Here is a 15,990-nt window from a genome sequence, read left to right as displayed (position 1 = left end):
TGGTGTTTGTCAATAGGCCCTCTGGTATTCTGCACACATGACAGAGGAGAGCGGCCAGGTCCCTCGGCGGTCAGCAAGTGAGGAAGAGGCGAAAGCCCTTGCCTCGGCAATGCGTATCCGCATTTTGCGCCTCTGCCTGAAAGAGCAGCTGACCAACAAGGAAATTGCGACCATGCTCGCCGCCAACCCGGCGACAGTGCTCTATCACGTCCGCAAGCTGGTCTCGGCCGGCTTCCTCGAACCCCAAGAGGCGCGGTCCGGACCGAGTGGCGCATATGAGATCCCCTACCGTGCCACGGGGAAGTCGTGGCGGTTGAATCTCGATGGCCGGGATCTCCGCTTGCGAGGCGCAATGATCGGCGCGTTCGTATCCGAGGTCGGACAGCTCCCTGCGTCGGAACAGGTCGGAATCTCCCGGCTGGGTGTACGCCTAACGGAAGAAGGACATGCCCGGCTTCTAGAACGTGTCCAGGATCTGTTGGATGAGTTCGAAGCCGAAGAACCTCCCGAGGGCAGCATCCACTACTCGGTTTTTATGGCCATCCATCCTGACCAGCACCCGGTGCCGAACCCGGGAAAAACCAGTGAGGGCAACTCCTGACGGTTTAGCCAGGCCGTATTCGACGACGGCGCCAGGCTGCGTGGCGGGAGAAAGCGTGTTGTTTCACGTGAAACGGATTAGGCGATTGACTGCAGGTGTTCGACTGCGTCGATAAAAGGCTGAAGCGGCGGGGTGAAATAAATCGCGCCGGCAAGGCCGCCGTTGCGCAGGGTCGCCCCGATGTGCACCGGAGGTACGAGGCGGTGCCCCGCGATGGCGGCAGCATCCATACCCCAGGGGACCCCCCGCCCGCCCAGTGCCGGAATCCGCAGCGTCGGATGCTCCGACGACGCAACCGCATACAGGGAGCTGGTCAGTTCCATCATTTGCGCCGGAGTCCCGATGGAGACCGGACTCAGGGCGGGAGCCGCCGCCGCAGCGGCGCCGCCCAGTCCCAGCGTTTCCATGATCAAGCTGTCACCACCGCTGTACCCCAGATCGGCGCGCGTCCAGGGCGGCATGATTCTTCCGGGAAACCCGGAGATCGGCGGTAGGGGTGCCCGGAACCACTGGCCCGGTACGCCGGAAACCCTAACCGCGAACTCCTTCTCGTTCATCGCCATGGCCGTGACGATTGAGCTCCCCGGAATTGAATCTGCTGTGTCCGCAATAACCTTTGCGGCTGCCATCGCGACGTGCAGGAAATGGAATTCCGCTGTGTCGAGGTATGCCAGCAACGCCGCGGTCTCCGGGGCATTGCCCGGAAGATGGAGGAGGCGTTCCAAGACGGCGTTCCGGAACAGCAGCCCGGCAGCGGTCTGCCTGCCGTGCAGTTCATCGCCCATGGCCAGCGCCTGAGCCATGATCGGCAGGAGCGGTATCGGAGATTCACGGAGGATCTGCGCCAAGGCCGGCGCCACCTGGTCCCTGATGCGGGCCAGATTGCCGTTGACCGCTGGCCCCTGGGATCCGAACGTAAGCGCCTGAGTCCCCGGACCTTCATTCATCCTGCAGGTAGCGGTGCGTCCGGACAGACGGTCCCGTACAACCAGTACGGGCATCGAGGCGGAGCAAACGCCCGTAAGCGAACCTACGCCACCGTACTCGTGACAGGAGGCCGGCCGGATCGCGCCGGAGCTGAGCAAGCCGTCAGCCTCTGCCTCAGTGGCAGCAAGCCCTTCGAATACAGCCGCGCCGACAACCGCCAAGCGTTGGCAACCCGTGTAATCCTGCCACCGCATCAGCGGGCCCGAGACGAGGATGATGTCCTTGGCCATGCCCGGGACTGCCTCCAGGGCCGGAAGTACGTCGATCAACTCGGGCTCCGCGGAGAGCATTGCCGCGACAGCTGCTTCGTTGGCAGAGAGGCGGGAAGCGTCCCTTGTCGTCGTCGTCATACTACTTCCGTCGCCATGGCATTCCCCCGGACCGTCATGCCAGAAGCATGGCATACGACACGGTACGTTGGTGCGATGAACGATGGAGGCCCGCACAGCGTCCCCGGCGCCGTCGCCCGGGCCTACGACGTCGTCGCCCGGACGTACGCGGAGCTGATCCCCACTGCCGGCAGGGATGGAGACCCGGAGGACGAGCGGGACTTGGCGATGGTGCGCAGGTTTGCCGGTTCGCTGCCGTCCGGGGCAGCCGTCCTGGATGCGGGGTGCGGAGCCGGCCGAATGATCACCTATCTCGACACCCTGGCGCCGCTGGCTGTCGAAGGGTGCGACATTTCGGTAGGCATGGTCCGGCAGGCCCGGAAGGCACATCCGCAACGGCAGTTTGCAGTCACGGCGATGTCCTCGTTGCCCTACGGTGACAGGTCATTTCACGGGGTGCTGGCCTGGTATTCGATTATCCATACCCCGCCTGCGGGGCTACCGGCGGTTTTCGCTGAGTTTCAACGGATCCTGCGTCCCGGCGGCCGTCTCCTGTTGGGTTTTCAGGCGGGAACGGGTTCCCGTCAAATAACAAACGCCTACGGGCATGACGTGGAACTCACGGCCTACCTCCACGACATCCGGGAAACAGCCGCGCTGCTGGAGGGCGCGGGTTTCCAGGTTTGTGAGTACCTGTTCCGCGCCCCGACAGCTGCGGAACGCTCTGCTCAGGGCTTCATCAGGGCCAGGAAAGCCGAAGAACTGACTAGAGGCCGGAAACCCGTCTGGTAGCCGGCTCTTCCGTCGGGTTGAACTTCAGCACATCGTCCAAAGCCAGGGTGCCCGTGGGCTGGTCCTCCTCCTCGAGGAGGTACAGGCGCTGGATACCAATCACGATTGAATCGGCAACCGTCTGGCGGAATACCGGATCGGCGAGGCGCTCAGCGTCGTGCGCATTGCTGAGGTAGCCCAGATCGAGTCCCACGGACGGTACGCCGGGCACCTTGAGGGTGTCCCAGGTCCGCGCGTGGACGCCCAGATTGTCCAAGTCGGTACGGGCACCCAGTTCCTTCAAAAGCAGGACGGCGGCCCGGTGGCCGATGGGGGAGCGTGCCTCACCGGTACCCGGCAGGCCCCAGTAGTAGGCCGCCATGCCGGAGGCGGCCTGCTGGTCCAGCCAGTCACAGTGGATATCCAGGTTCAGGCTGGGCACGTTCCGGCGTGATCCCGATTCGGTGGCAGCACCGCTTTGCTGCGGAACCAGCCGGGCACCGAATTCACGCAGGATGCGTTCCACGCGCCCGGCGATGTCCGTGGTGACCAGCAGTTCGGTCAGCGGCTCCCCGCTGAGCCGCTCGACGCCGTGCGGGGACACCAGCCGCGCGCGGCCGATGTTCACGGAAATAACGCGTCCGCGCAGGGCCGCGGTGGAGCGGTCCAGCCGTTCGTAGTCGCGCAGGGCGAAAGCCTGGCTGGGCGAAATGGCGCGGTTCACCCGGGACATGGACCGCATGGTGTCGGCGTCGCACACACCGGTGCCGGGCAGCCCGAGGTTCTGCTGCAGCTCGGCCACTGCGTAGCGGGTACGCACCCCGAAACTCCCGTCGATGTGACCGTAGTAGAACCCCAGGTGGGACAGGTGGCGCTGGAGCTCGGCGACGTCGTCGCCCCGCAGCTGCCCGCCCTCAACATAGTTCAGCGTCCGGTCTCCAAAGCGGAACTGCGCTTCGGACAAAGCCCGCTGGGTGTCCGGGCCGGCAACGCCGTCGACAATCAGGCCTCGGCTCTGCTGGAAGGCGCGGACCGCAGCGTCAACGTGGTCATCGAAAATGGTCGGATCGTTTACGGCGTCCGGTGCCAGGTAGGACAGGGTGACACCGGCGCGCAGCAACGCTTCACGAAGCGCCACCACACGCCGGCTGGCATCCAGCCTCCGCAGGCTTTCACCATGCACACTCATTGCTGTTTACTTCAGGAAGGCCGCGAATTCCTGCTCCAGGACCTGCTTCGGCTTGGCGCCGATGGAAGTCGCCGCAACCTCACCGCCCTGGAACACGTAAACCGCCGGGATGGAAGTGATGCCGTACTGAGCGGCGATCGCGGGGTTTTCATCCACGTTCACCTTCACTACATCCACCTTGTCGCTGTACTGGGCGGCAATGTCGTCGAGGATGGGGGACAGCATGCGGCACGGGCCGCACCATTCAGCCCAGAAGTCCACGATTACGGGCTTGTCCGCGGCCAGGACATCGGTACCGAAAGAAGCATCGGTTACTGCTTTTGCACTGCTCATTTTTTGCTCTCCTAAGCGAGGAACGGAATTAGAGGGCTGCGTGTTCGGAAACAGCCTCTGACGGCGGGGTGGGGACCTCCGCCGCAGTGGAGACGGAATCGCCCAGATCGGCGAGGTAGTGTTCGACGTCGACGGCGGCCACACAGCCGGAGCCGGAGGCGGTGATGGCCTGCCGGTAAGTCGGATCGATGACGTCGCCGGCCGCGAAGACGCCCGGAAGGGACGTCTTGGAGGTGCGTCCGAGGACGGCGATCGTGCCCTCCTCGGTGAGTTCAAGCTGGCCGCGGACCAGGTCCACCCGGGGGTCGTTGCCGATGGCCACGAACACACCCGTGACGGGAAGCTCGGATTCGGAGCCGTCCTTGGTGCTGCGCAGCACCAGGCCGGTGACCTTGTCCTCGCCGCGGATGGCGGCTACTTCCGAATCCCAGGCGAAGCGGATCTTCTCGTGGGAAAGGGCCCGCTCCTGCATGATCTTGGAGGCCCGCAGGCTGTCGCGGCGGTGCACCACGGTTACCGAGGAAGCGAACTTGGTCAGGAACAGCGCTTCCTCCAGAGCGGAGTCGCCACCGCCGATGACGGCGATGTCCTGGCCCTTGAAGAAGAAGCCGTCGCAGGTTGCACACCAGCTGACACCGCGGCCGGAAAGGCGCTTCTCGTCCGGCAGTCCCAGTTCACGGTAGGCGGACCCGGTGGAGATGATGACTGCGCGGGCGCGGAAGGTTTCGCCCGTGCCGATAGTCACCGTTTTGATGTCGCCGGCGAGGTCCACCTCGGTGACGTCCTCGAAAAGGATTTCAGTGCCGAAACGGGCGGCCTGCTTTTCGAAGTTGGCCATCAGGTCCGGCCCCATGACGCCTTCGGGGAAGCCGGGGAAGTTCTCCACATCGGTGGTGTTCATCAGCTCCCCACCGGCGGTGACGGAGCTCGCAATCAGGAGCGGCTTCAGATTGGCACGTGCCGCGTAAACGGCCGCCGTGTATCCGGAAGGGCCGGAACCGACGATGATGACCTCGCGGACGTCGCCGGCAGCAGCGGCGCCGTCGGTGGCAACGGAGTTTGCGGTGCTCACTGGGGGGTGTTCCTCTTCCTTGTTGAACTACAGGGTCTAACTAAAAATACGGACCGATCCGAAAGGACCGATTCCTAAGTGGATCACCCGGCACAACGGATACCGGGTCCAGCTTATTCCGGCAGCCCAGCTCTGGACATGCACATCACAGCCGGGCGGCAGGTCCGGAACGTAGAAGTCAGGACACGCCGATTTCGGCGATCTTGAGTCCCCACGGGTATGCAGCCTGGACCCCGTTAAGGCGGGGCAGCTGCGTGAAGTTGACGATCACGTAGCGGGCAGAGGCAGCCTGGCCGTCCGTCTTCGGCACCGGAATGCTGGTGGTGGGACCGGTAAAGCCGCTCTGGGCAACGGACGTCGCACCCTCCAGGTCCGGAGTGTCGTTGAGCATTACGGAGAAGCTGCCGCCCGTGCCGTTCAGCTGGGTGATATTGACCTCATTGACCGCCGAATCGGCGCCCAGGTCGACCACCAAGGCCAGGCTGGGAGCGAGCCCGCCGAACGTGTCGCTGGCGTAGACATAGCTGGACCAGTACGAGGACGGGTTGCCGTCGATGATCTGCGGCAGGGCGCCGTCGTTGGCGGAATCAAGCTGCGGATTGCCTGGAACCAGACGCGTGATGCCGGCGATCTCGGGTGCCGGTGCAGGTGCGGCGGCGTCCGCGCTCGGGGCGGCCTGTGCAGCCTCCTGCGTGGGTGAGGTGGATGCGCCGGCTTCCGGGTCGGATCCGAACATGTCGCCCATTTTGCCCAGCTGGGAAACTGCGAGCACCACTGCGAGGACAAGCACGAGGCTCAGGACCGCCCCGATAAGCACGCGGCCGGACTTGCGGTTCGGCTTCTCCTCGGCGCTGTCCTCTTCGTAGTCGTCGTCCGGATCGCCGTACGCGTAGCCGTCATCGTCGTAGCTGCCTGCCGCCAGTGCGGACTTGGGGAAGGTCGACGCAGAGCGGGAGTTCCGTTCCGGAACCGGTGCCGCCTGGGGCTCGTCATCTTCCCACTTGGTGACCTTGGCGGGCCGGGCTTCGGCGGCCGACTGCTTGGGTCGGGTAGTGGGAGCCGGGGGAACGTTGGCACCGCCGGTGGCGGCCTCGGCCGGAGCGTCGGCGGCCTCGCCGAACTGAAGATCCCGCGCGGCCGCAGCGGCCCCGGCTCCGGTTCCGGCGGCCCCGGCCCCGGCTCCGGCAGCAGCAGCGTTGCGTCCGAACCGGGGGAGCTTGGGCTTGTGCGCCCCGGAGAGCAGCGGCTTGCGCGGCTCCCGCTCCTCATGTTCGACGTAGCGGTCTTCTTCGACGGTTTCCGGTTCGCGGGAGCGGGGCATGCCGAAGATTTCCGAGCCCAGGGTGTCGGTGAAGAAAGGCTCGACGTAGGGGGCATCCCGCTCAATCACGAGATCCAGGAGATCCGCTGCGCTGGCGGTATTCGTGACCAGGTACGTGCGGCCGTCACTGACGCCCAAATCCAGCACCTGGACATTGCCATGGCGTTCACCGGTGGCGATTTCGCGGGCGCTTGCCGAGACCTGGCTGGCATTCATGGGGGCGGCTACGAGGATGCTGACGGAACGGTTCAGGACCTGGTCCACACCATCGAGCACCATGTCCTGCTCAGCTGAAGCGAGTACAAGGGCTGTCACCTTGTAACGTCCGCCCAGTACTGAACCGACGTCTACGGACTGTGGCACGTGTTCCTCCCATGAAAACGGCAATAAGACTGCGTCAGGCTTATCTGACATTGCGTACTCGGATGTTCGTTCACGGACACGGAACACGGCCGGCTGCCGCAGTCCTGAACTGCCTGCTTTGTTCCCATGCTACCCGTGCCGAAAGCAGAATGCCGGAAGCGGCACTTTAGGCAGTCCGCCGGAGTTTGGCAAGGAGCGGTGCCAGGAACGCGTCCAGCTCGGAGACCTTAAGAACCCGCAGCATGAAGTAGTACGCCACGGCCATCAGGGCGCCGCAGACCACCAGGACCACTGTGGCGGAAGGCACCGACTGCCAGGCAAAGCCATCGGCCGAGTACCCGCCCAGCAGGGCCAGGGCGGCCGAGCCGACGGCGCCAGCCGCCAAAGCGGCAACCACCAGCCGGACGTGGACGTCGAAGACCCGGGCTCCACCGTAATCGCCGAGGCTGCGGCGGAGGAAAATGTGGCTGAGCACGACGGCCGCGACGTTGCCCAGGGAATAGGCAATTGCCAGGGCGAAGATGATCTGGTCTGCCGGCAGGGTGGCTGCCCCCAGGGCCAGCGCGATGCCGAAGGCCGAAAGAACCAGCTGCATAACGAGCGGGGTCTTCGCGTCCTCGTTGGCATAGAAGGCACGGTTCATCAGGAAGGTGGCACTGAGGAAGGGTGCGGTGATCGCCAGCAGCACCAGCACCTGGGCCTGCAGCGCGGCGGAAACATTCGATCCGCCGCTGAACCAGATGCTGATCGGTCCGGCCAGGACAATCAGCACCGCAGAGCAAAAGACAGTGGCCACCCCGATGGCCCGCAGCCCCTGCGAAAGGGTCTCCCGGACGCCGTCGTAGTTTTTCTCCGCATAAGCGTGGGACATCTGGTTGAAGAGCACCGTGGCGAGGGACAACGTGATGACCGAGTGCGGAATGATGTACAGCATCGACGCCGTTTCCAGGTTCATCTGTCCGGCAATCTCACGGCCCATGGCCTGGTATTCGGGCCGGGCTTCCGAGGCGATCGTGGCCACGGCTGTGTAGACCAGGTAAGCGCCGTTGCCCACGAGCATGGTGATGATGGTCCACTTGGCCACCTTCCCGGTTTCCCGCAGGCCCACCCCGCGAAGCCCGAACGAGGGCCGCAGCCCCAGGCCCAGGCGGCGCAGCGGGACCAGCAGGACCACTGCCTGCATCACAATGCCGAGGGTGGTGCTCCCGGCCAGGATGAGGGTGGCCTGCGAAGTCCAGTTCTCCGGGGAGAACGACGACGTCTCCTCCCTGCCGATGAACGTAATGAAGATGAGCAGGCCGGCGATCGCGATGATGTTGTTGACCACGGGCGCCCACATATAGGCGCCGAACCTGCCGTTGGCGTTGAGGATCTGCCCGATCACCGCGTAGGCGCCGTAGAAGAAAATCTGCGGGAAAAGCCAGTAGGCAAAGGTGGTCGCCAGTGTCAGCTGGTCCGGGCCCAGCGACAAGACCGTGGACAGGATCACGGGTGCCGCGAGCGTGGCCACGAGCGCTATGCCGGCCAGCACGAGGAGGCAGAGGGTGAGGATCCGGGAAACGTACTCGGCGCCCCGGTCCGGCCGCTTGCTCGCCTTGATGATCTGCGGGACCAGCACTGCGTTGAAGACACCGCCGGCCACCATCAGGTAGATAAAGTTCGGCAGCACGTTCGCTGAGCTGAAGATATCGGTGACCAGTCCGGTGCTGCCGATGGCGATTGCCAACAGGGCGGTGCGGACCAGTCCAAGGACACGGGACACCAGGGTTCCCGATGCCATCACAACACTCGAACGCGTAGTACTGGGGGCTATGTTCTTTTCGGCCATCGTGACCCTATGTTCTCACCTCAGGTCCGGATTGCCTCAAACGGCGCTGCGCACCGGGGGACTCACAGGTAGCGGGGGAGGATCTCGCGGGCGAGGTCCGCGATGCGGCGCTCGTTGGGGAAGGAGAGCCTCCGGCCGAGCTCCGCCAGCGGAACCCAGGCGACGTCCACAGCTTCGTGGTCCGGATCGTTTTCGATGGTCAGGTGCCCGCCGCAGGCTTCCAGGAGGAAGTGGTGGACCGTCTTATGCACCCGGTGCCCGCTGACCGTAAACCAGTAATCGATGCTGCCCAGGGCCGTCAGGATGCGGCCGTCAATGCCCGTTTCCTCCGCGATTTCGCGGATGGCTGCAGCCTGGTTGTCTTCGTCGTTTTCCGGGTGGCCCTTCGGAAGGCACCATTCCAGCCGGCCGCCGCGGTTCAGGCGGGCAATAATCGCCACGTGCAACTGCTCCGTTGAGGTGTCGACCACAATCCCGCCGGCCGAGACCTCCTCCACCGTGGGGAGGGGGGTATGTACCGAATGCGCACCGGCGCCGCCCATTGACGCAGTCAACGGGGTCCGCTTGGGGGCGCTCGGTACGGGATGGGCCATACTCCCACTGTAACGATCTTTGCCGGGGGATGATGACTGTTGTGCGGGCTGCCGGAGAGGAAGCGGGAACCCTCGGCGTGTCCGCCCTCCGGCTCCCGCCCCTTGTCGGCCTTCACCGTTTTATCTGGCAGGCTTAAAGCACTATGGTGCACCTTTTTGATAGTTCGGCCTTGAAGTCCCCGTTACCCGAGGTGATCCCGGAACTCGGGGCGCGTTTCGAGGATGCCGGGTACGAGCTTTCGCTCGTTGGCGGCCCCGTCCGCGACCTGTTCCTGGGGAGGGTCTCCCCGGATCTGGATTTCACCACCAACGCGCGCCCGGACGACATCATCCGGATCATCAAGGGCTGGGCCGACACCTACTGGGAGATCGGCCGGGAGTTCGGCACCATCGGGATGCGCAAGGACGGCTTCCAGGTGGAGGTCACCACCTACCGTGCCGATGCCTATGATCCCGACTCCCGCAAGCCCGCCGTGGCTTTCGGCGACAAGCTTGAAGACGATCTGTTCCGCCGTGACTTCACCATGAACGCGATGGCGCTGCGGCTGCCGTCGATGGAACTGGTGGATCCCTTTGGCGGAGCCCGCGACCTGCATGCCGGTATGGTGCGTACCCCCGGTGCGCCGTCGACGTCGTTCTCCGACGATCCGCTGCGCATGATGCGGGCCGCGCGCTTCGCCTCCCAGCTGGGGGTTGAAGTGGCGCCGGACGTTTTTGAAGCGATGCGGGACATGGCCGGACGGATCGAAATCATCTCCGCCGAACGGGTCCGGGACGAATTGACCAAGCTGATCTGCGGCAAGGCGCCGTGGACCGGCGTGAACCTGCTCGTGGAGAGCGGCCTGGCCGACCACGTGCTGCCCGAGGTGTCGGCGCTGCGCCTCGAGATTGACGAGCACCACCGGCACAAGGATGTGTACCAGCACTCGCTGACGGTCCTCCGCCAGGCGTGCGAACTGGAAACCGGCAGCGACGGTCCGGTGCCGGCACCGGATTTCGTGCTGCGATTCGCGGCCCTGATGCACGACGTCGGAAAACCCTCCACGCGCCGTTTTGAGTCAACCGGGTCCGTGAGCTTCCTGCACCACGACGCCGTCGGCGCCAAGCTGACCGCGAAGCGGATGAAGGCCCTGCGGTTCGACAATGACACCATCAAGGCCGTGGCCCGGCTGGTGGAACTGCACATGCGCTTCTACGGGTACGGCGATGCAGGCTGGACCGACTCGGCAGTGCGCCGCTACGTGAACGACGCCGGTCCGCTGCTGCAGCGGCTGCACCGGCTCACGCGTTCCGATGTCACCACCCGCAACCGCCGCAAGGCCGAGCGGCTGGCCTTCGCCTACGACGATTTGGAGCAGCGCATTGCTGCCCTGGCCGAGCAGGAAGAGCTGGCAGCGATCCGTCCGGACCTGGACGGCGAACAGATCATGGCCCTGCTGCAGATCCGTCCCGGGCCGGTGGTGGGCCGCGCGTACCGGTTCCTGCTGGAGGAACGGATGGAAAACGGTCCGCGGAGCGAGGCTGAAACAGCGGAGCTGCTCCGCGCCTGGTGGGCGGAACAGCCCGAGAACCAGATTGCTGCCGCTGGCACAGCACCTGATACAACGGAAACGGAACCCCAGCGGGAACCGGAAGCATCAGGGACGAATGTGAAGGACAGCGAAAAATGAGCAACGGGGAAAACTTCGGACCGGCAGTTCCGGACCTGACTCCGTCCGGAACCCGGCTGCCCCGTCTCTGGCTGCTGCGCCACGGGGAAACCGAATGGTCCCGGGAAGGCAACTACACCGGCCTGACGGATATCCCCCTTACGGCCGAGGGCGAGGCCCAGGCTGAGGCCGCGCGGGACAAGATCGGTCCGGTGACCTTTGACCGGGTCCTGACCTCTCCGCTGATCCGTGCCCGCCGCACCGCCGAGCTGGTGGGCTACCCCGACGCCGAGGTGGTTCCGCACGCCCACGAGTGGGACTACGGCGACAACGAGGGCCGCAACAGCCGGCAGGTCCGTGCCGAGAATCCCGGCTACCTGATCTGGAAGGACGGCGTGCCCAACGGGGAGACCCTGGCGCAGGTTGCCGCACGGGCCGACCTCATCATCTCCTCCGTGCAGGCCGGCTGCGGCACCGAAATGGACCGCGACCCCGAGGCGACGCCGGTGGAGAAGGTCCTGCTCGTCGCGCACGGCCATTTCCTGCGTATCCTGGCGGCCCGCTGGCTCGGCCTTGCCCCGGAGATGGGCCGGCACTTTGCGCTCAGCACCGCAGCGGTCTGCACCCTCGGCTGGGACAAACACACGCCCGCCGTTGTCGGCTGGAACCTCTAGTACCGCGATACGGCCCTGCCCGCACGACCCTGGAATAAAAGTTTTTTGGGGAATTTGGCGAAAGTGCTTGGCAGGGCTGTGAACTCTGTTGTACCTTTCTTTTGCGGGCACATTAATTGTCCACAATAGACCGAACTGGATTCCCCGCTTAGGCAGCTGCTTCTGCAGCCCTGGGTCAGGGCCCAGTACCCCGGGTACCGCGAACAGGAGGTGGAGATTGATGAACACTAATGGAATTCACATCGTAGTTACCGGTGGCAACACCGGCGGCAATCTCCGGCCGTCCTTCCGGAACCCGCAGGTACCGCCTTCGGTCCTCTCCGGTCGGCCCGAAGCCGCTTCCCGGTTTACCGTGACTGCCAGCTGGCCGGCCGTTTCAGCGTAAACGCTGCCGGCCCGGCAAGCCGTCCACGCCACCGGGGCAAGCACCGCGCACTCCCGTTCGACTCCACGCGCTCTTTCAGCACCCCTCTTTTCCCAGGGAAGTTGGCGGAACCCGCGTATCGGGTGTGTGCGGAACTGCAGCCGGAATTCCCCAATGAAAGACATTGCCACGTCATGGTCGGGTATTTCCCGCAAATCGCCTTGACGCCGCTTTAACGTCCTTGATTGGCTTCCTGCGTCATTTCGACGTCCTTTTATCCGCTTATTCTTTAGCGCCCTTTTTTGCGCCTTCCTGTCGGAGCTTCCAATGCCTGAATTGTCCCTGCCTAATACCACTCTGCCCAAAAACAACCAACCCGGCCCCCGGACCGGGCTCCAGGCCAGGCTGCCCAATGATGCCGCCGGCAGCGACGAGCCGCTGCTGCCCCGTGCCCGGCCCCCGGAACAAGCCGCCCCTGTCCTGCGACGCGCCGCCAAGGGGGTGTACACAATGCTCAAGCGCCTGCGGAGCTCCTTTCTCCGTTCCAACGCCGTCCACCAAGCCCGGATGGACGCGGCCCTGACCGGCGAACAGGGTCACCTGCTGATGCACTACTTCAATTCCGTCAAGTAATCGAAGGTCCCGCCCGGACCCCTTCAACCGTCACTGCCCGGCACCTCTCTTGGGATGCCGGGCAGTGCCGTGCCCGGCATCCGGAGGCGAGGGGACGAACGTGTTCTGGCTGACAGGAAACAAAGCTCGAGCCCGTGGCGTTATAAAGTCGATAGAGAAGATAACGGTCAGGAAGGGAGCGAAGTGCCCCAGGTCAAGCGTGTGGCCATGCTCTCCCTTCATACCTCCCCGCTTGAACAGCCCGGGTCCGGCGATGCCGGCGGCATGAACGTCTACGTCCGGTCCGTTGCCCTCGAACTGGCACGCGCAGGTACTGAGGTGGAGATCTTCACCCGGGCCACCGACCCGCTGCAGACCGCCGACGTTGCCCTGGCCCCCGGGGTGAAGGTTCGCCACGTGGTTTCCGGTCCCGTCCGCAAGGTGGCCAAGGAACAGTTGCCGTACCTGGATCTGGCCGGCGCGGTGGCTGAAGCCCAGCCGTTCCTGCTGGACGGCGGCTTCGACGTCGTCCACTCCCACTACTGGGTTTCAGGCGCCGCAGGACTATCCGTGGCGCAGCAGTGGGACCTTCCGCTGGTCCACACCATGCACACCATGGCCCGGGTCAAAAACCTGCAGGGGCAGCCCGGTGAGGCACTCGAGCCGCAGATCCGGATCGACGGCGAGGAGCAGATAGTCCGCGGCGCCACCCGGTTGATAGCCAATACCAGCACCGAGGCCGCCGAGCTGGAAACGCTTTACGGAGCCGATCCGGAGTCCGTGGACGTGGTGGCGCCGGGCGTGGACCTGAATGTGTTTTCACCACGCGGCAGGCCCGGAGTGCAGGCCGGACTGGGATTCCTCCCCGGGGTCTTCCATGTGGTCTTCGCGGGCCGGATCCAGCGCATGAAGGGCCCCCAGATCCTGGTGGAGGCCGCCGCCGAGCTGCGCCGCCGCCGGCCGGACATCCCCCTGCGCGTAAGCATCCTCGGCGCCGGCAGCGGCTCCTCCGTGCTTGACCTGGCACCGCTGGTCCGCCGGTTGGGACTGCAGGACACGGTGTCCCTGCGCCCGCCGGTCGAGCCGCACCAGCTCGCCGCCTGGTTCCGGTCCGCCGACGTCGTGGCCGTGCCTTCCTTCAGCGAATCATTCGGCCTGGTTGCCCTCGAGGCCCAGGCCTGCGGCACCCCCGTCCTCGCCGCCAACGTGGGCGGGCTGCCCAAGGCCGTGCGCAACGGCAGCAGCGGCGTTCTCGTTGACGGCCACGCCCCGGGCCGGTGGGCCGCCGAACTGGAGGCACTCTACGACGGCACCGACCGCCGTCGTGCACTCGGAGAAGGCGCGGCTGCCCACGCCCAGGCGTTCGGCTGGCGCCGGACCGCCATGCTGACGGCGGAAAGCTACCGCGAGGCGGCGGACCAGTTCGCCAGCCGCTCCGTGCGCAAGTAGGCCGAAGCAGCCCCCGCGGGCCGGCACTGCTGGTAGCTTGGCTTCATCCAGCGACCAGCAGCCGTCCAGCGAATCCGTTGACGGCACAGCGGAAGGAACGCAGACCATGCGTATCAGTGCCGATATGCCCTCGGACCTCGAAATTTCCCGGGCGGCCCGCCTGCTGCCGATCACGGAGATTGCCCGCGCCGCGTCGATTCCCGACGCAGCCCTGGAATCCTACGGACGGTACAAAGCGAAAATCGACCCGGCGCTCCTGCGGGAGGATTCGGTCCGCGGCCGGGTGGTCCTGGTGACGGCCATGAGCCCCACGCCTGCCGGTGAAGGCAAATCAACTGTGACGGTGGGCCTGGCGGACGCCCTGCACCGGGCCGGGGAAAACGTGATGATTGCCCTGCGCGAGCCGTCCATGGGGCCGGTTCTCGGTATGAAGGGAGGCGCCACCGGCGGCGGCTACTCGCAGGTGGTGCCCATGGAGGACATTAACCTGCATTTCACCGGCGATTTCCACGCCATTACCTCGGCGAACAATGCACTGGCCGCACTGCTGGACAACCACATCTTCCAGGGCAACCAGCTGGGCCTGGATCCGCGGCGCATCACCATCAAGCGCGTCCTGGACATGAATGACCGTGCCCTGCGCGACGTCGTCATCGGCCTCGGCGGGCCGGCCCAGGGCGTGCCGCGGCAGGACGGCTTCGACATCACCGTGGCCTCGGAGGTGATGGCTGTCTTCTGCCTCGCCCGGAACCTGGCGGACCTCACGGAACGCCTGTCCCGGATCACCGTCGGCTACACCTACGACCGGCGGCCCGTCACCGTTGCCGATCTCGGAGCGCAGGGCGCCATGACGCTGCTGCTGCGCGACGCCCTGAAGCCGAACCTGGTGCAGACCCTGGCCGGAACCCCTGCCCTCGTCCACGGCGGGCCGTTCGCCAACATCGCGCACGGCTGCAATTCGGTCATTGCCACGTCCGCGGCCCTCCGCCTGGCCGACCTCGTTGTGACGGAAGCCGGGTTCGGGGCGGACCTCGGGGCGGAGAAGTACCTGGACATCAAGTCCCGGGTGGCTGACGTCGCCCCGGACGCCATAGTGGTGGTGGCCACTGTCCGGGCCCTGAAGATGCACGGGGGCGTGCCCAAGACCGGCCTGGCGGCGGAGAACCTTCCTGCACTGCGGGCCGGCGTAGTCAACCTGCACCGGCACCTGGACAACGTCCGCCGGTTCGGAATCAACCCCGTGGTGGCGGTCAACCGCTTCAGCACCGATACGGACGCAGAACTGCGCTGGCTGATGGACTGGTGCGCCGAGCAGGGCGTCAGCGCCGCGGTGGCCGAAGTGTGGGCGCACGGCGGCGGCGGACCGGGCGGCGATGACCTGGCGGCGGCGGTGCTCCGGGCCCTGGAGCGACCGGCGGACTTCCGGTTCCTCTATCCGGACGAGCTGCCGGTGGAGCAGAAGATCCGGGCCGTGGCCCGGGAGATTTACGGTGCCGCCGACGTCGAATTTGCTCCGGCCGCGCTGCGCCGGCTGGAGGAGATTGCGGCGCGGGGACTGGAGCATCTGCCGGTCTGCATGGCCAAAACGCCGTACTCCTTCTCGGACGACCCCGCGGCCCTGGGCGCGCCGTCGGGCTTCACCCTGCACGTGCGGGATCTGTCCATCAAGACCGGGGCCGGCTTCGTGGTGGCGCTGACCGGGGCAGTCATGACCATGCCGGGACTGCCCAGGGAGCCTGCGGCGCTGCGCATGGGTGTCGCCGCGGACGGGACGCCGAGCGGACTTATCTAGGATTCAGGTCCGGGGCCCGGGGGAGGACCGGACACGGCAAGACCCCCGGTCCCGGAGCGTTCC

The 15,990-nt window shown here is 65.6% G+C and carries 14 protein-coding genes; 7 read left to right on the top strand and 7 right to left on the bottom strand.

Going from position 1 to position 15,990, the window contains the following annotated elements; all coding sequences use genetic code 11:
• The first annotated feature begins 37 nt into the window (after window positions 1–37).
• Window positions 38–601 (top strand): winged helix-turn-helix domain-containing protein, encoded by a 564-nt coding sequence (locus tag LJ760_RS05525; protein ID WP_227920367.1) that lies wholly within the window; start codon window positions 38–40, stop codon window positions 599–601.
• A 77-nt stretch (window positions 602–678) separates the two neighbouring features.
• Here the strand turns inward: LJ760_RS05525 and LJ760_RS05520 are convergent, their stop codons facing one another.
• Window positions 679–1,938 carry a DUF1116 domain-containing protein gene (locus tag LJ760_RS05520; RefSeq protein ID WP_227920362.1) on the bottom strand — a complete coding sequence of 420 codons (1,260 nt, stop codon included), beginning with the start codon at window positions 1,936–1,938 and terminating at the stop codon, window positions 679–681.
• 75 nt (window positions 1,939–2,013) lie between these two features.
• Here LJ760_RS05520 and LJ760_RS05515 point away from each other — a divergent pair, with 75 nt between their 5' ends.
• A complete protein-coding gene (locus tag LJ760_RS05515) occupies window positions 2,014–2,709 on the top strand; it encodes a class I SAM-dependent methyltransferase (protein ID WP_227920360.1) in 696 nt (231 codons plus the stop codon).
• Here LJ760_RS05515 and LJ760_RS05510 read toward each other — a convergent pair.
• From LJ760_RS05510 to LJ760_RS05485, 6 genes are all read right to left on the bottom strand, one after another.
• The gene (locus LJ760_RS05510) at window positions 2,684–3,877 is read right to left on the bottom strand and encodes a peptidoglycan-binding protein (protein WP_227920357.1); all 1,194 of its coding nucleotides are present in this window, start codon (window positions 3,875–3,877) and stop codon (window positions 2,684–2,686) included. The two genes, LJ760_RS05515 and LJ760_RS05510, sit on opposite strands and share 26 nt — an antisense overlap.
• Before the next feature lie 6 nt (window positions 3,878–3,883).
• Window positions 3,884–4,210, bottom strand: coding sequence for a thioredoxin (trxA, locus tag LJ760_RS05505; RefSeq protein ID WP_227920353.1), 327 nt, complete (start codon window positions 4,208–4,210; stop codon window positions 3,884–3,886).
• A gap of 28 nt (window positions 4,211–4,238) precedes the next feature.
• Window positions 4,239–5,282 carry a thioredoxin-disulfide reductase gene (gene trxB, locus LJ760_RS05500; RefSeq protein ID WP_227920351.1) on the bottom strand — a complete coding sequence of 348 codons (1,044 nt, stop codon included), beginning with the start codon at window positions 5,280–5,282 and terminating at the stop codon, window positions 4,239–4,241.
• A gap of 178 nt (window positions 5,283–5,460) precedes the next feature.
• A complete protein-coding gene (locus tag LJ760_RS05495) occupies window positions 5,461–6,966 on the bottom strand; it encodes an ABC transporter substrate-binding protein (RefSeq protein ID WP_227920348.1) in 1,506 nt (501 codons plus the stop codon).
• 166 nt (window positions 6,967–7,132) lie between these two features.
• Entirely contained in the window at window positions 7,133–8,746 is a 1,614-nt protein-coding gene (gene murJ, locus LJ760_RS05490) for a murein biosynthesis integral membrane protein MurJ (protein WP_227920346.1), read from the bottom strand.
• A gap of 110 nt (window positions 8,747–8,856) precedes the next feature.
• Window positions 8,857–9,387: an NUDIX hydrolase gene (locus LJ760_RS05485; RefSeq protein WP_227920343.1), complete on the bottom strand. Its 531-nt coding sequence runs from the start codon at window positions 9,385–9,387 to the stop codon at window positions 8,857–8,859.
• A 143-nt stretch (window positions 9,388–9,530) separates the two neighbouring features.
• Between LJ760_RS05485 and LJ760_RS05480 the strand changes: the two genes are divergently transcribed.
• The 5 genes from LJ760_RS05480 to LJ760_RS05460 all read left to right on the top strand — a co-directional run bounded on the left by LJ760_RS05480 (window position 9,531) and on the right by LJ760_RS05460 (window position 15,927).
• Window positions 9,531–11,057 (top strand): CCA tRNA nucleotidyltransferase, encoded by a 1,527-nt coding sequence (locus LJ760_RS05480; RefSeq protein ID WP_227920341.1) that lies wholly within the window; start codon window positions 9,531–9,533, stop codon window positions 11,055–11,057.
• Window positions 11,054–11,710 (top strand): histidine phosphatase family protein, encoded by a 657-nt coding sequence (locus LJ760_RS05475; protein WP_227920339.1) that lies wholly within the window; start codon window positions 11,054–11,056, stop codon window positions 11,708–11,710. Before LJ760_RS05480 ends, LJ760_RS05475 begins: the two co-directional genes overlap by 4 nt.
• A gap of 691 nt (window positions 11,711–12,401) precedes the next feature.
• A complete protein-coding gene (locus tag LJ760_RS05470; RefSeq protein ID WP_227920338.1) occupies window positions 12,402–12,707 on the top strand; it encodes a hypothetical protein in 306 nt (101 codons plus the stop codon).
• A 183-nt stretch (window positions 12,708–12,890) separates the two neighbouring features.
• Entirely contained in the window at window positions 12,891–14,135 is a 1,245-nt protein-coding gene (mshA, locus tag LJ760_RS05465; protein WP_227920336.1) for a D-inositol-3-phosphate glycosyltransferase, read from the top strand.
• 106 nt (window positions 14,136–14,241) lie between these two features.
• Entirely contained in the window at window positions 14,242–15,927 is a 1,686-nt protein-coding gene (locus LJ760_RS05460; protein ID WP_227920944.1) for a formate--tetrahydrofolate ligase, read from the top strand.
• Window positions 15,928–15,990 lie beyond the last annotated feature (63 nt).

This window comes from Arthrobacter sp. zg-Y895, from assembly GCF_020731025.1.
Taxonomy (GTDB): Bacteria; Actinomycetota; Actinomycetes; order Actinomycetales; family Micrococcaceae; genus Arthrobacter_B.
This window is presented reverse-complemented; position numbering and strand designations above follow the sequence as displayed.

Excerpts from the sequence above, each read along its gene's own strand:
- LJ760_RS05485 (WP_227920343.1), bottom strand. The coding sequence starts at position 9,387 with ATGGCCCATCCCGTACCGAGCGCCCCCAAGCGGACCCCGTTGACTGCG.
- LJ760_RS05520 (WP_227920362.1), bottom strand. The coding sequence starts at position 1,938 with ATGACGACGACGACAAGGGACGCTTCCCGCCTCTCTGCCAACGAAGCA.
- trxA (WP_227920353.1), bottom strand. The coding sequence starts at position 4,210 with ATGAGCAGTGCAAAAGCAGTAACCGATGCTTCTTTCGGTACCGATGTC.
- LJ760_RS05480 (WP_227920341.1), top strand. The coding sequence starts at position 9,531 with ATGGTGCACCTTTTTGATAGTTCGGCCTTGAAGTCCCCGTTACCCGAG.
- LJ760_RS05460 (WP_227920944.1), top strand. The coding sequence starts at position 14,242 with ATGCGTATCAGTGCCGATATGCCCTCGGACCTCGAAATTTCCCGGGCG.
- LJ760_RS05515 (WP_227920360.1), top strand. The coding sequence starts at position 2,014 with ATGAACGATGGAGGCCCGCACAGCGTCCCCGGCGCCGTCGCCCGGGCC.
- LJ760_RS05470 (WP_227920338.1), top strand. The coding sequence starts at position 12,402 with ATGCCTGAATTGTCCCTGCCTAATACCACTCTGCCCAAAAACAACCAA.
- LJ760_RS05525 (WP_227920367.1), top strand. The coding sequence starts at position 38 with ATGACAGAGGAGAGCGGCCAGGTCCCTCGGCGGTCAGCAAGTGAGGAA.
- LJ760_RS05510 (WP_227920357.1), bottom strand. The coding sequence starts at position 3,877 with ATGAGTGTGCATGGTGAAAGCCTGCGGAGGCTGGATGCCAGCCGGCGT.
- murJ (WP_227920346.1), bottom strand. The coding sequence starts at position 8,746 with ATGGCATCGGGAACCCTGGTGTCCCGTGTCCTTGGACTGGTCCGCACC.
- LJ760_RS05475 (WP_227920339.1), top strand. The coding sequence starts at position 11,054 with ATGAGCAACGGGGAAAACTTCGGACCGGCAGTTCCGGACCTGACTCCG.